12 protein-coding genes are annotated in these 13,608 nt (G+C 71.9%); 8 read left to right on the top strand and 4 right to left on the bottom strand.

What is annotated here, in order from left to right; translation table 11 throughout:
* Positions 1-109: 109 nt before the first annotated feature.
* Positions 110-760, bottom strand: coding sequence for an alpha/beta fold hydrolase (locus M2157_RS17800; protein WP_280865702.1), 651 nt, complete (start codon positions 758-760; stop codon positions 110-112).
* Positions 761-1,291: 531 nt separating this feature from the next.
* Positions 1,292-2,200 (bottom strand): LysR family transcriptional regulator, encoded by a 909-nt coding sequence (locus M2157_RS17795; RefSeq protein WP_280865701.1) that lies wholly within the window; start codon positions 2,198-2,200, stop codon positions 1,292-1,294.
* A gap of 90 nt (positions 2,201-2,290) precedes the next feature.
* Between M2157_RS17795 and M2157_RS17790 the strand changes: the two genes are divergently transcribed.
* Positions 2,291-3,121: an oxidoreductase gene (locus M2157_RS17790; protein WP_280865700.1), complete on the top strand. Its 831-nt coding sequence runs from the start codon at positions 2,291-2,293 to the stop codon at positions 3,119-3,121.
* Between the two features lie 119 nt (positions 3,122-3,240).
* Here M2157_RS17790 and M2157_RS17785 read toward each other — a convergent pair whose 3' ends face one another.
* Positions 3,241-4,422: a serpin family protein gene (locus tag M2157_RS17785; protein WP_280865699.1), complete on the bottom strand. Its 1,182-nt coding sequence runs from the start codon at positions 4,420-4,422 to the stop codon at positions 3,241-3,243.
* 83 nt (positions 4,423-4,505) lie between these two features.
* On the opposite strand from M2157_RS17785, the gene M2157_RS17780 reads away from it, so the two are divergent.
* From M2157_RS17780 to M2157_RS17755, 6 genes are all read left to right on the top strand, one after another.
* Positions 4,506-5,768 carry a DUF4190 domain-containing protein gene (locus M2157_RS17780; protein ID WP_280865698.1) on the top strand — a complete coding sequence of 421 codons (1,263 nt, stop codon included), beginning with the start codon at positions 4,506-4,508 and terminating at the stop codon, positions 5,766-5,768.
* A 147-nt stretch (positions 5,769-5,915) separates the two neighbouring features.
* Positions 5,916-6,668 (top strand): GntR family transcriptional regulator, encoded by a 753-nt coding sequence (locus tag M2157_RS17775; protein WP_280865697.1) that lies wholly within the window; start codon positions 5,916-5,918, stop codon positions 6,666-6,668.
* Between the two features lie 313 nt (positions 6,669-6,981).
* On the top strand, positions 6,982-7,173 hold the full coding sequence (locus M2157_RS17770; protein WP_069763326.1) for an SPOR domain-containing protein: 192 nt from the start codon (positions 6,982-6,984) through the stop codon (positions 7,171-7,173).
* A 24-nt stretch (positions 7,174-7,197) separates the two neighbouring features.
* Positions 7,198-7,605, top strand: coding sequence for a (deoxy)nucleoside triphosphate pyrophosphohydrolase (locus M2157_RS17765; RefSeq protein ID WP_280862750.1), 408 nt, complete (start codon positions 7,198-7,200; stop codon positions 7,603-7,605).
* Positions 7,606-7,701: 96 nt separating this feature from the next.
* Entirely contained in the window at positions 7,702-8,109 is a 408-nt protein-coding gene (locus tag M2157_RS17760; RefSeq protein WP_280862749.1) for an ATP-binding protein, read from the top strand.
* Between the two features lie 272 nt (positions 8,110-8,381).
* Positions 8,382-11,009 (top strand): SpoIIE family protein phosphatase, encoded by a 2,628-nt coding sequence (locus M2157_RS17755; protein WP_280865696.1) that lies wholly within the window; start codon positions 8,382-8,384, stop codon positions 11,007-11,009.
* Between the two features lie 17 nt (positions 11,010-11,026).
* Here the strand turns inward: M2157_RS17755 and M2157_RS17750 are convergent, their stop codons facing one another.
* Positions 11,027-12,409 carry a hypothetical protein gene (locus M2157_RS17750; protein ID WP_280865695.1) on the bottom strand — a complete coding sequence of 461 codons (1,383 nt, stop codon included), beginning with the start codon at positions 12,407-12,409 and terminating at the stop codon, positions 11,027-11,029.
* 81 nt (positions 12,410-12,490) lie between these two features.
* On the opposite strand from M2157_RS17750, the gene M2157_RS17745 reads away from it, so the two are divergent.
* Positions 12,491-13,573 (top strand): glycosyl hydrolase family 18 protein, encoded by a 1,083-nt coding sequence (locus M2157_RS17745; protein ID WP_280865694.1) that lies wholly within the window; start codon positions 12,491-12,493, stop codon positions 13,571-13,573.
* The last annotated feature ends 35 nt before the right edge of the window (positions 13,574-13,608 follow it).

The following is a 13,608-nucleotide window of genomic DNA, read 5'->3' as shown; positions in this document are numbered from 1 at the left end:
CGGGATGTGCCCACCGGGGCGGTCCAAGACGCGCCGGGCGGCGGCGAGTAAGGCGTCGGGGTCGACGTGCGGGAAGGAATGCCCACCCGGCAGCATCGTTACCGTGAACTCACCAGTGGTACAGCGCGCCCAGAGTGGCAACTGGTCCGGCGGGGGTGATCTCGTCCTCGGCTCCGCCGAAGACGTGCAGAGGACAGGTCAGCGGCACAGGCTCCGACACGTGGTACGACTCGGCCCAGCGCAGATCCATACGGACGACACGCAGGATCTCGCCGAGGAACCACTCGTCGTCGAGCAGCGCATGCGGCAACCCGCCGTTCCTGGCCAGCCAAGCGATCAGGGCGTCGTCGTCGCGTTCGGACATGGTCCGCAACGAGGGCGTCTGGGGGGCGCGGGAGCCGGAGATCAGCGTGGCGAGGGGGGCGCGCAGCCGGTGCTGCTGCACCCGGACGGCCAGCTCATAAGCGAGTGCGCCTCCGAAGCTGTGGCCGAACAGCACGTACGGCATGGTGAGTTCGGAGCGCACGGCCTGGAACAGGGCGTCAGCTACGGCATGCACGTTCACCGGTGTCGGTTCGTGCGCACGGGTGCCGCGTCCCGGCAACTGCACCGGTGCCAGTTCGACACCGGCGGGGAGCCTCCCCCGCCAGCTTGCGAACGCGCCGGCCCCGGCGCCCGCCTGGGGCAGGGCGATCAGTCGCACCTCGGGGGTGCCCACGGCGTGACGACCCGTGATCCACCCGTTGCCGGATGACACCATGCCTCCACCTTCTGCCGCGTTTGCCGCCCAGCGGCGGCCGTTGTCGTGCTCGAGCCTGTCAGCTATGACTTCTTCGGGCCAGGCACCAGCAGCGGCGCCTTTCCGGCGGTTCACCGGCAGGGGGACACCCGCTCATGATCCTCATGCGGTCTGCAGGAAAGTCCCACACACGTCATGCTCCGTGCGGGCGTCGCCGGGTAGCGTTAGCGACCTTGGGTCTCGCCTGTGCTTCTTCTCGGGTTCCGGTGCTGGGATGGTGCTGGGATGACGCGGCGTTTCCACAGGTCACAGGCTTGTGGCAGAGTTCCGCTTCAACGTGTAGTAGCTGACGTGTCACCACGTCGCTGATCTGGCAGACATGCAGGTCAGAAGGGGTCCGACTCTTCGGGGGCGGGCCCTTGGCTTTTTACCGCATCTCGGGCCGCGAGTGCCTTTGCGGTCCGGGCGACGGTGATCTGCGAGCCTGGCGGCCACGTGGGCCAGAACTGATCCACGGCTGAACCCACCGGTGCCCCGAGGCCGAAGGGCCCCTCAGCCGCCCGTCACCGCCCGGCACGCCTCTGCGTACCCCCGCACCAGCGGGCGCCCCCCGTCCTCCTTGCGCCAGGCCAGGACGTATCTGCTCGGGGCGATCCCGTGCACCGGCCGGGTGACCACTCCGCCCAGGGTGATCAGGGGGGCGTTGCCGGCGGCCACGAGGCAGATGCCGAGGCCCGCGACGAGGGCCTCGTACGTCTCCTCCGTGCCCGCGATCTCCGCGCCGATGCGGGGCGGGCGGCCGGACCGTTCGTCGAGGGCGAGCCAGAAGTCGCGCAGGGGGCCCGCGCTCGGTGGCAGGGCGAGGAACGGTTCGTCGGCCAGGTCGGCGAAGTCGACCTCCTTGCGGGCGGCGAGCGGGTGGCTGTCGGGGAGGGCGACCAGACGGGACTCCTCGGCGACCACGGTCCATCCGTAGCGCTCCTCGTCGGGCAGCGGCAGCCACACGAACGCGACCTCGGTCTCGCCGTCCGCCAGACCCGCGGTCGGGTCCTGCCAGCCCATCTGCCGCAGCCGTACGACCGCCTCCGGATGCGCGGCCGTGAAGCGGGAGCGGATCGCCGGGAGCAGACCGCCGCGGCCGGGGCTGGTGCTCATGCCCACCAGCAGCGTGCCGCGCCCCGCCGCCCGGGCCGTCGCCATCGAGGCGTCCGCCGCCGCCCAGGCCGCCAGTACCTGCCGGGCGTACGGCAGCAGTGCCTGACCCGCCTCGGTGAGCGATACGCCCCGAGGATCCCGCCGTAACAGCTCCACACCCAACTGCCGCTCCAGCGCCCGGATCTGCTTGCTCAGCGCGGGCTGTGACACGTACAGCCGCTCGGCCGCGCGAGTGAAGTGCAGTTCCTCGGCCACCGCCACGAAGTAACGCAGGTCCCGTACATGTACGTCGGTCGTCATAGCCATCGGTTATCACCGTGGGTCTTGGACGGGCAACCGACTTCGGCAGCAGTCTGGTCCGTGGAACAACCCGAGAACCCGAGAAGAGGAGTCGTGATGAACAAGGTCTGGCTGATCACGGGTGCGAGCAGCGGATTCGGGCGGGCGATCGCCGAGGCGGCCCTGGCCGACGGCGATGTCGTGGTGGGCGCGGCCCGCAGGCCCGAGGCGCTGGACGACCTCGTGGCCGCCCACCCCGACCAGGTGGAGGCGGTGCGTCTGGACGTGACCGACATGTCCGCGGCGGAGGCCGTCGTACGGGATGTGGTGGCCCGGCACGGACGGATCGACGTCCTGGTCAACAACGCGGGCCGGACCCATGTCGGTGCCTTCGAGGAGACCACCGACGACGAACTGCGCGAGCTGTTCGACGTGCATGTCTTCGGCCCTGCGGCGCTCACGAGGGCGGTGCTGCCGGCCATGCGCGAGCGGCGGTCGGGCGCGATCGTGCAGATGAGCAGCATGGGCGGGCAGATGTCCTTCGCGGGCTTCTCGGCGTACAGCGGGACGAAGTTCGCGCTGGAGGGCATGTCCGAGGGGCTCGCCGACGAGGTGCGGGAGTTCGGCATCAAGGTGCTGATCGTGGAGCCGGGGGCCTTCCGCACCTCGCTGTTCGACGCGAGCCGCGCGGGGGCCAGCGCCGACAGCGGCGTCTACGCCAAGGTGAGCGAGACCCGCGGATTCGTCTCCGGCGGCGACGGCACCCAGGCCGGCGACCCCGCGAAGGCGGCGGCGGTGATCCGCGCCGCGCTCGACGCCGAGGAGACCCCGCTGCGGCTGCCCCTCGGCGACGACGCGGTGACCGCCGTACTCGACCACCTCGACGCCGTACGGACCGACGTGGCCACCTGGGAGAAGACCACCCGGGCAACCGCCTTCGACGACTGAGGCCGCAGGCGGGCCAACGAGCGTCGCCGGCTCTGCCCCCCTGTCCCATCACCGCCTTCGGCGACCGAGACCACCGGCCACCGAGCGGCGCCCGTTCCGTCGCCCAAGCCGCAGCGCGGCTACCCGAGCGGTGCCGGTTCCGTCACCCAGCCCGCCGTCAGCGCCAGGCGGGTCTCCCGGTGTACGGCGAGGAAGGCGAAGGGGCGGTCGAAGGTGGCCGTGACCACGGTCGACGTGTGGCGGGGGGTGGGCGGCGGCCCACCCGGCGCCGCCGCGACCGCCGTCACCGCGGCCGCCTCGAAGCCGAGCGCGTCGAAGCGGGCCAGGACGGACTGCCGGGCGGAGCCGACGGCCAGGGGCGTGGCGCTGATGCCGGCGAAGTGCCCCTGCCGCGCGTCCCGAGCCGCGGTGAGGCCGAACAGTCCGTGCAGGTCCAGCAGATCGTGGTGCGCCCGCACCTCGAACGCCGCCGTGGTCACCTCCAGCGTCGGATGACGAGGCTCGGCACACGGCCGCTCCTCGACCCGCAGTCCCGGCCCCGCGGGCCCGTGCGGAAGCAACGACCCCCGTACGACCGGACACGTGCCGTCGAGCACGTCCGCCCCCGCCGCCATCACCTGACCCGGCGTCATGTGCTCGTCCCCGAGCAGGAGATGGACGTCGATGCCGTTGTCGCCGAGCACCTTCACCTCGGTGACCCGGCCCTCGGGTGCGGTCACGACGCCGACCCGGTCCAGCCGGACGCTCCGGCGGTTGAGCCCGCGCAGGGTCCGGCCCCGCCAGGGGCCCGCGGACGGCCGTACCGGACGCACCTCGAAGGGCCGCAGCCACGTGGTCCGCAGAGCCAACGCACTCGCCACCACCAGCTCGGTGTCGTCCCGTACCTCCACCGGCATCCGCTCGATCAGCCCACCCGTCCGCTTCGCGGCCCAGGCGTCCATCTCCCGCTGATCGAGAGCGGGATCGCCGGTGAGGGCCCCGAGCGCGTCGGTGGGCAGCCCTGCCTCCCACTCCTCGCGCAGCTCCAGCGTCCGCCTGGTCCACAGTCCGAGAGCCGAGTCCAGCGCCTCCGATCCGGCCAGTCCCGCGAGCAACTCCCGCGCCGCCGCGGCCGCTTGCTCCGCGGGCACCCCGAGCGCCCGCGCCAGCTCGGCCCGTGCCGGACCCCGCGCCCCGTCGGCCAGGAAGGCCAGCAGCGGCCACACCCCGGCGGCCGAGAACACGGTCCCCCCGGAAGACACCCCCGCCCACCGTGCCGTCAGCCCGTTCACCGCCTGGGTCGTCGCACCCGTGATCGGCATTCCACCCCCGCCCGCCCCGCGCATACCATGCGCCCTGTCGTACGTCAGTTCCCCGCCACTGCTGAACCAGGAGCACGGTACCCGTGTCCATACCCCCGCCCCCTGGGCCCCACCAGCCCGACCCCGCCCGGGGGCCGTCCCCCGCCCCGGACCCGTTCGGGCCGCCGCCGCAGGGACAACAGCCGTATGGGCAGCAGCCGTACGGGCAGCAGCCGTACGGACAGCCGTACGGGCAACCCTATGGCCCGCCGTACCAGACCTGGGGACAGGGCTACAGCCCCTACGCCCGCCCGTCGTCGGTCAACGGTCTCGCCGTCGCCTCCCTGGTGCTCGGCGTCCTGTGCTGCTTCCCGGCGGTGGGACTGGTGCTGGGTGTGATCGCGCTGGTGCAGATCAAGAAGAAGGGTCAGTCCGGCAAGGCCCTGGCGATCACGGGGTCGATCCTGTCGTCGCTCGGACTCGCCCTGTGGGTGACGGTGCTCGCCACCGGCGGGCTCTCCGACGCCTGGGACGAGTTCAAGAAGGGCGCGAGCGAGGGCACGACCTTCTCGGTGGTGAAGGGCCAGTGCTTCGATGCGCCGGGGGAGTCCCTCGAAGGCCTCACCTACGACGTCGATCAGGTGCCCTGCGCGGGTGAGCACGACGGCGAGGTGTTCGGCGAGTTCAAGATGACCGGCGGCGACGCCTTCCCGGGGGACCGCGCGGTCTCCGACGCCGCCGACGAGAAGTGCTACCCCCTCCAGGACGCCTACGTCATGGACACCTGGTCGCTCCCCGGCGACGTCGACGTGTACTACTTCGGCCCCACCCGGCAGAGCTGGCGCCTCGGCGACCGAGAGGTCAGCTGCATCTTCGGCAACACCGACGAGAAGGCCACCCTGACCGGCTCGCTGCGTGCCGACGAGACCACCCTCGACACGTACCAGATCACCCTCCTGAAGTCCCTCAACGCCATGGACACCGTGCTGTGGGAGGAGCCCGAGGACTACCCCGAGGACGACCTGCCCGGCTATCGGAAGTGGTCGCGGGACGTCCACGACAGCCTCAACAAGCAGATCAAGGCCCTGCGCGCGCAGTCCTGGCCCGCCGGTGCCGACAAGCCGGTCGCGGCCCTCGTGAAGGACATGGAGGACGCGCGCGACGAGTGGGCGAAGGCGGTCACCGCGGCCGAGGACGACGACGTGGACACCTTCTACCTCCACTACGACAAGGGCTACGCGTACGTCGACGGCCCCAGCACGGTCACCGCACGCAAGGCTCTGGGGCTCGCCACCAAGCGGCCGACGTACGACGAGGAGGGTGACGACGGCAGCGGTGAGCCGAGTGGCGGCGAACTCAATGTGTGAGCGCGGCCATAGCGGAGAGAAAGTGCCTGCGTAAAGACCCCCACCGGAACATGTCATCACATCGAGTGATTCTCTGGCCTTTGCTTGCATGGCCCAACCCACGGTTGCCAGGCTGTTGCTGTCTGTACAACCTGATGGGAGCGGCCAGTGACATTCGGTGAGCAGCCGGCGTACCTGCGTGTCGCGGGTGATCTCCGCAAGAAGATCGTCGACGGTTCGCTGCCACCGCACACCCGCCTGCCGTCCCAGGCCAGGATCCGCGAGGAGTACGGCGTCTCGGACACCGTCGCGCTGGAGGCCCGCAAAGTATTGATGGCCGAGGGCCTGGTCGAGGGCCGCTCCGGCTCCGGGACGTACGTCCGGGAGCAGCCCGTGCCCCGCCGTATCGCCCGCTCCGGCTACCGCCCGGCCTCCGGCGCCACGCCCTTCCGGCAGGAGCAGGCCGACGGGGAGGGGCGCGGCACCTGGGAGTCCAGCAGCGCGCAGACCGAGGCGTCGGGCGCCATCGCCGAGCGGCTCGACATCCGGCCCGGCGACCGCGTGATGTGCACGAAGTACGTCTTCCGGGAGGCCGGTGAGCCGATCATGCTCTCCACCTCCTGGGAGCCCCTCGCGGTCACCGGCCGCACTCCCGTGATGCTCCCCGAGGAGGGCCCCCTCGGCGGCATGGGCGTGGTCGAGCGCATGGCCGCCATCGACGTCGTCGTGGACAACGTCACCGAGGAGGTGGGCGCCCGTCCCGGCCTGGCCGAGGAACTGCTCGCCCTGGGCGGCGTCCCCGGCCATGTAGTCCTCGTGGTCCACCGCACCTACTACGCCTCGGGCCGCCCGGTGGAGACGGCCGACGTGGTCATTCCGGCCGACCGCTACCAGGTCGCGTACCACCTCCCGGTGAAGTAGCGCACGCCCCGGGGAAGTTGCCCCGGGCGAGCACTCAACGCGCCCGCAGGCGAACGCCGTTCGAATTCGGCCGTTCTCGCAGGTCGACACCGCTGTTCCAGAGGTGCCCCTGAGCGGAGGCATCGCCGCCCACCGGGGGCGCGTTCACGGCTGCGCGCCCCTGTCGGAGGAGTCCGTCCTGGCTGGTTGCGTACCTCTTTGTGAAAACGCGTATTCGCTGCGTAAAGGTTGGGCGTAGGCTCGGGCATATGCGGAGTGCGGTTTCCTTATCGGGTGGGGCTCGACGCAGGTCGGGAAGGAGCGGTGGGGCGCAATGAACGACGGCACGATCACTCTTCCCTGGCTCGTCATACGACAGGACGACAACGGCAATCGCTACCGCGTGGGCAGGTACGCGACCCGGGCGGAGGCCCAGAAGATCGCCGACAGCCTCGACGCCCGCGGCCACAAGCAGCTCTACTGGGTCGAGCGCATCAGCCAGAACGGCGCGAGTTCGGCCGACTGAGGAGCCTCCCGTAGGCTCCGGCGCATGACGGAACGGATCGTGGTGGTGGCGGCCGCCCTGTACGACGGCGACCGCCTCCTCGCAGCCCGCCGCAGCGCACCTCCTGTTCTGGCCGGCCGTTGGGAACTGCCCGGAGGCAAGGTGGAGGAGGGGGAGTCGCCCGAGGCGGCCCTCGTGCGCGAGCTCCGGGAGGAGCTGGGCGTAGAGGTGGAGATCGCGGCGCGCATCCCCGGCGAGTGGCCCCTCAAGTCGCCGTACGTCCTCCATGCATGGACGGCCCGCCTCGTCCCGACCTCCCCGGATCCCAAGCCTTTGCAGGATCACGACGAACTGCGCTGGCTCGCCCCGGACGAGATCTGGGACGTGAACTGGCTCGACCAGGACGTGGAAGCGATCCGCTCACTGGAGACGCTCAGGGGCCCGGGCTCCTAGGCGCTCCGTGTTAAGCCATTCGGCACGGTACCGCGCCCCGGATATCGGGTATGTGCCCCTTAACCCCACGAAAGCGGACATGGGCTGGCCCGGGATGTGATCGGCGTGATCGACACCGAAGGCGACTGCGCCGCGTGGACGTTCCCGGCGGATCCGGGCGCCGTACGCGCTGCCCGGACGGCTGTCCGGAACCGGCTGGCCGCCTGGAATCTCGACGGCCTCGCCGACATCGCCGCCCTCCTGGTCAGTGAGCTGGTGACCAACGCCCTGCGGCACGCCACCGGCCCCATCGGCGTTCGCCTGGTCCGCCCCGAGGCCGTCGACGGTGTCCTCCTGGTCGAGGTCTCCGACCCGCTGCCCGACCCGCCCCGCGAACGCATCGCCGCCCTCGATGACGAGAGCGGCCGCGGTCTGCAACTGGTCGCCCACGCGGCCCGCCGCTGGGGCACCCGTCCCGGCGTGACGGGCAAGACGGTCTGGTTCGAACTCTCGGTGACGGGATGAACAGGACCTGATCGCGGTGAAGAGCGCCTGTACGGCACCCCAGCCCCTGTCCATCGACTGGTTCAGGCCAGTGGCGGTTGTCGGCAGACGTGATTCGAGGAGGTGTCCGCTGGTTAGAAGACTGGAAGTGTTGTCGCAGCCCGGACCGAAAACCGTCGGGATCGTGCTGTGATCGTGAACACCGTGTTGTGCGGCGCCGTAGTGCTGGATACTGCGGGCAGCCGCCCCCGGTGACCGGTACCGGACGCGGTGAGCTGGAGGGGACGGTTCGCGTGAGCGAGATACCAGCGAAGGCCACGGAGTCGAAGGACCCGTTGGACGGCGCGAGGGCGGAGGCCGCGGATGATGCCGTGGCGCATGTCCGTCCCGGCGAGCCGCCGTCCGGTGACGCCATGTGGCAGAGCAGCCCGCCCGGCTCGATCTACGACTACATCAAGGTCGCGTCCTTCTCCATAGGCCCCGACGGTCTGGTCGAGCAGTGGAGCCTGCGCGCCGAGCAGCTCTTCGGCATCCCCGCCCAGCACGCCGTCGGCATGGACCCCATCGAGGCCTTCATCGACCCGGACCTGCGCGCGCAGGGCCAGCGCAAGATGGCGGAGATCCTGGACGGCCGCGAATGGACCGGTGTGGTGCCCTTCCGGGTGCCCCCGTCGGCGGCCGACGGCGAGTGCGGCCGGGAGGGCCTCGCCGAGGTCTATGTGATGCCGACGCGGACCGAGGAGGGCGAGAAGGCCGCCGTCTGCATCGTCGTCGACGTGCGCACACTGCGCAGCATCGAGACCGACCTCGCCGCCTCGCAGGCGATTTTCGGTCAATCTCCCTTCGGATTCGTGCTGATCGACCCCGACCTGAGGGTTCGCCGCGTCAACTACCGTTTCGCATCCCTCTTCGGCGGCAGCCCGGACGACCACCGGGGCAAGGGCGTCCACGACTATCTGCCGCGCCCCGAGGCCGAGCGGGTCACCGCGACCCTGCGCCGGGTCCTGGAGACCGGCGACTCCATCACCGACATGCACGTCACGGGCTTTCTGCCGGGCTCCGACGAGCGCCGCCACTGGTCCATCAACCTGTACCGGGTGCGCAGCGGATCCGGCCGGCCCATCGGCATCGCCTGGCTCGGAACCGACATCACCGCCCGCCGCGCCGCCGCCCGCGAAGCAGCCGCCGCCCGACGCAATCTCGCCCTCCTGAACGAGGCCGGCGCCCGCATAGGCAACTCCCTCGACCTGGAGACCACGGCCCGCGAACTCCTCGACGTCGTCGTCCCCGGCTTCTGCGACCTGGCCACCGTCGACCTCTACCAGGGCCTCCTGGCCGGCGACGAGACCCCGCCGGGCCTCGCCGACGGCAGCGCGGAACTGCGCCGGGTCGCCTTCGCCAGTGCGGTCTCCGACGCCCCCTTCATCGGCTCCGGCGACCCCGTCTCGGTCGGCGCCGTCCACCACTACCCCTTCAACTCGCCCTGCGCGGACGCCCTGCGCACCGCGCGCCCGCAGTACATCCCGGCCGAGGAGGGCGGCCTCGTGCAGTCCACGCTCGCCGTGCCGATGGTCGCCCACGACACCGTCGTAGGCCTCGCGCAGTTCGCCCGGACCAAGGGCAGCGAGCCGTTCGGGGACCGGGACCGGGATCTCGCGGTGGAGCTGGCGGCGCGGGCGGCGGTCTGTATCGACAACGCTCGCCTGTACCGGCGGGAGCACGAAAGGGCGCTGATACTGCAGCGGTCCCTGCTGCCCCCCGGCGACCCGGTCGCCTCCGGTCTGGACATCGCCTGCCGCTATCTGCCCGGCAACTCCTCCGCGGACCGGCCCAGCGAGGTCGGCGGTGACTGGTTCGACGTCATCGAACTGCCGGGACACCGCACGGCGTTGGTGGTCGGTGACGTGATGGGCCGTGGCCTGCGGGCGGCGGTGGCGATGGGGGAACTGCGGTCCGCCGTGCGGACACTGGCCCTTCTGGACCTCGAACCGGCGGAGGTGCTCAGCGCGTTGGACGAGATCGCCCGCGGTCTCGGCGCGCCCGGCGGTGTCCAGCAGGCCACCCGAGCGGCCCGCCGCCCCCGGGAGGCGGACCTGTCCGAGGTGTACCTGGCGACCTGCGTCTACGCCGTCTACGACTCGGTGACCCGCCGCTGCACCTTCGCCAACGCGGGGCACCTCCCGCCCGTCCTGGTGGAACCCGGCGAGGACGCGCTGATGCTCGACGTGCCGCCCGGCATGCCGCTCGGCGTCGGGGGCGAGCCCTTCGAGGAGGTCGAGGTCGAACTACCCGAAGGCGCCCTGCTCGCGCTCTACACGGATGGACTGGTCGAAAGCCGCGATCACCCCCTCGACGAAGGCCTCCAGGCCTTCGTCGGAGCGCTCACCGACCCCTCTGCCCCCCTGGAGGACGTCTGCGACCACGTCCTCAACACCCTCGACACCCACCACGGCGAGGACGACATCGCGCTGCTGATGGCACGTGTCCAGGGCCTGCCCGTCGACTCGGTCGGCGACTGGACCCTGCCGCGCGAGCCCCGCAGCGTGGGCCGGGCCCGGGAGTACGCACGCGGCCAGCTGCTGAGCTGGGACCTGGAACCCCTGGTCGACACCACGGAACTCCTGGTCAGCGAGCTCGTCACCAACGCCCTGCGGTACGGCGAGGGTGACATCCGGCTACGGCTCCTGCTGGACCGCACCCTGGTCTGCGAGGTCTGGGACTCCGGACTCGTCCAGCCGCGCCGCCGTCGCGCCCGCGACACCGACGAGGGCGGCCGGGGCCTGCAACTGGTCGGCCTCCTCAGCGCGGCCTGGGGCTCCCGCCGTACGCCGCGCGGCAAGACCGTGTGGTTCGAACTGCCGTTGCCCGACGGGAAGAACGGCATGGTGGACCCGGCGGAGGCGTTGCTCAGCCTGTTCTGAGAGTCCCGAGCCTGTTTCTAGGCGGGGTGCCCGCGCAGGCGTACGTCCTGTTCGGCGAGGTCGCGCGCCTCGCGGGCCAGGGCGTCCGCCTGCGGGAGATCGTCGGCCTGCCGAGCCCGCGACAGCAGGACGCGGGGCGCGGCACCGACGGCCTCGCGGTGGACGGTGACGTAGTCGTCCGCCGCGGCCACCGACTCCCGGGCGACCAGCAGCGCGGCCACCGCGAGCACCCCGGACCGGCCGGTCGCCAGGGGCGCGGTCGCCTGCACGATCCGACGCAGGACGCCGAGGGGGTCGTACGGCTGTCCGGACGTCGTCTCCTGTCGTACGGCGGTCAGGACCGCGTCGGCGTGCAGGAGCCGGGCGTAGGTCTCGCCCTCGTACGCGGTGCTGTCGCGGAAGGGGGCCAGCTCCGCCTCCGCGCCCGTGAGCGTGGGCGGGATCAGCCGGGCGGCCTCGGTGCGCGCCGAGCGCAGCCGGGCCACGGCGGTCACCAGCACGTCCGCCCGGGAGATCGCGGTCTCCGCCGCGTGGAGGTGGTGGGCCGCCTCGTCCGGCCGGCCGGAGGCGGTGGCCTGGTGGGTCTGGTTGAGGTGCACGGTGGCGGTGACCAGGCTGTCCTTGGCCAGCTCGACGTACCCGGTGACCGAGTCGCCCACCGGCGTCGCCTCCGCCCCGGCCGTGCGTGCGGTCAGCTCACGGAAGCGGGCCTCGGCCGACGCCAGGGCCGCGGCGGGATCGCGGTCCAGCGCCCGCAGGGTGCGCAGGCTCCCCCCGGCGGCGGTCAGCCGCCGCTCGGCCTCCTCGCAGCGGCCCACGACTCCGGCGAGGGCGGCTGCCTCCTCCGGTACGCCTTCCTCGTACCGCGCCCGTATCGCGCCCGCGGCCGACAGCTCGGCCTGCGCCGCCTCGGCCGCCACCGCGAACGGGGACACCGCCTCGGGGCCGGACACGGCCTCGGCGAAGGGGAGTTCCTCCCGGAAGGAACGCAGGCGGTTGTCGGCGTCGACCAGCGCTGTCTGGGAGCGGTCGTCGAGGTCGGCGAGCGGGGGCTGGGTCCCGGGGGAGGGATACGCGCCGACGTGGGTGGTGCCGGCGGCCGCCGCTGTCGTACGGCTGCGGGTGCGGCGTATCCGGCGAACGGAGCCGTAGGCGGCGAGGGCGAGCACCACGGCGAGCGCGGCCACCGGCAGGACGAGGTCGGTGCCGGAGGACTCGTCCTCGGCCGGGGCGGCGGCACTCACCCGCTCGCCTGCAACCGGAGCGTCGTCGTTGATCGTCATCCACGGCAACACCAGCCACACGACCCCGGCGACCACGCCCAGCAGGGAATGCGCCACCCGCGCGGATATCTGCGAGCGGCTCCGCCGCGGTCGGCCGCGTGTCAAGGATGGCGTCACGTTTCGGAGCGTATGGGCCGGAATGCGGGGGCGCGAGCGGGGTGGGACGGGCGGGGGTACGCGAGGGGAGTGGGGGAGCGGATGTCAGAGGTGCGGGACGTACAGGTCGACGGGGGCGGGGACGGCGAGGCGGAGAAGGAGGCACCGGCGCCGAAGCGGGGACGCCGCCGCCGGCTCCGCCGGGGCCTGATCGCGCTCGCGCTCGTCGTCCTCCTTCCCTTCCTCGGCGTCGCCGTCGCCCTGCGTCTCAACTACGCCGGCGACCCCGCGGACGGCACCCGCACCCGGGGCAAGGACGCGATCTGGCTCGGGCACGCCTGGGTGGACGGCCGCAAGACCGACGCCGACGTCACCGCCCTGGCCCGGCGCCTGCGGGACACCGGGATCCGGGACCTGTACGTCCACGCGGGGCCCCTGGAACACGACGGGACACTGCCCCGGTCGGCGTACCCGAGGGCGCGGTGGCTGATCGGCGCCGTGCACAAGGCGGCCCCCGGCATCCGTGTGCAGGCCTGGCTCGGCGACAAGCTCGCCACCGAGAGCCCGGACGGACTGCGCCTCACCGACAAGGACACCCGTGCCGCCGTCGTACGGTCCACCCGTCAGATCCTCGACACCGGGTTCGACGGCGCTCACTTCGACCTGGAGCCCCTGCACTCCGGCGACGAGAACTATCTCGACCTCCTCGACGCCCTCCACCGGGTCACCCGCGCCCACGGTGTGCCCCTGTCCGTCGCCGCCCACCAGATCGATCCGCTGCCCGCACTGCACTCCGTCGCGGGCACGCTCACCGGGCACCCCAAATGGTGGTCGCAGGCGTACTTCGGCCAGGTCGCGCGCCGGGTCGACCAGATCGCGGTGATGTCGTACGACACGGCCACGCCCCTGGAGAGCCTGTACGGCGGCTATGTCGCCCAGCAGACCTCGCTGGCCCTTGAGGTCACCCCCGAGTCCACCGACCTGCTGATGGGCCTGCCCTTCTACCAGGAGAACAACTTCGCCCACTGGTCCTTCGCCGAGACCGTCCCCGCGGCCGTCCGCGGCGTCCGCCTCGGTCTCTCCCGCACCGACGCGGACCGCGCGAACTTCGGCGTGGCGCTGTACGTCGACTTCGCGGCCACGGAGGCGGACTGGACGGCGTACGAGCAGGACTGGGTCCACTAGAAAACCACCTGCGGTCCGGCGCACCGCACTGCGAC

The organism is Streptomyces sp. SAI-127 (assembly GCF_029894425.1).
Taxonomy (GTDB): domain Bacteria; phylum Actinomycetota; class Actinomycetes; order Streptomycetales; family Streptomycetaceae; genus Streptomyces.
The sequence above is the reverse complement of the archived record's forward strand: the minus strand, read 5'-3'. Positions and strand labels throughout refer to the sequence as shown.

What these genes read in the sequence shown, in the direction of transcription:
- M2157_RS17800 (WP_280865702.1), bottom strand. Translation starts at nt 760, where the DNA reads ATGGTGTCATCCGGCAACGGGTGGATCACGGGTCGTCACGCCGTGGGC.
- M2157_RS17795 (WP_280865701.1), bottom strand. Translation starts at nt 2,200, where the DNA reads ATGGCTATGACGACCGACGTACATGTACGGGACCTGCGTTACTTCGTG.
- M2157_RS17790 (WP_280865700.1), top strand. Translation starts at nt 2,291, where the DNA reads ATGAACAAGGTCTGGCTGATCACGGGTGCGAGCAGCGGATTCGGGCGG.
- M2157_RS17785 (WP_280865699.1), bottom strand. Translation starts at nt 4,422, where the DNA reads ATGCCGATCACGGGTGCGACGACCCAGGCGGTGAACGGGCTGACGGCA.
- M2157_RS17770 (WP_069763326.1), top strand. Translation starts at nt 6,982, where the DNA reads ATGAACGACGGCACGATCACTCTTCCCTGGCTCGTCATACGACAGGAC.
- M2157_RS17765 (WP_280862750.1), top strand. Translation starts at nt 7,198, where the DNA reads ATGACGGAACGGATCGTGGTGGTGGCGGCCGCCCTGTACGACGGCGAC.
- M2157_RS17745 (WP_280865694.1), top strand. Translation starts at nt 12,491, where the DNA reads ATGTCAGAGGTGCGGGACGTACAGGTCGACGGGGGCGGGGACGGCGAG.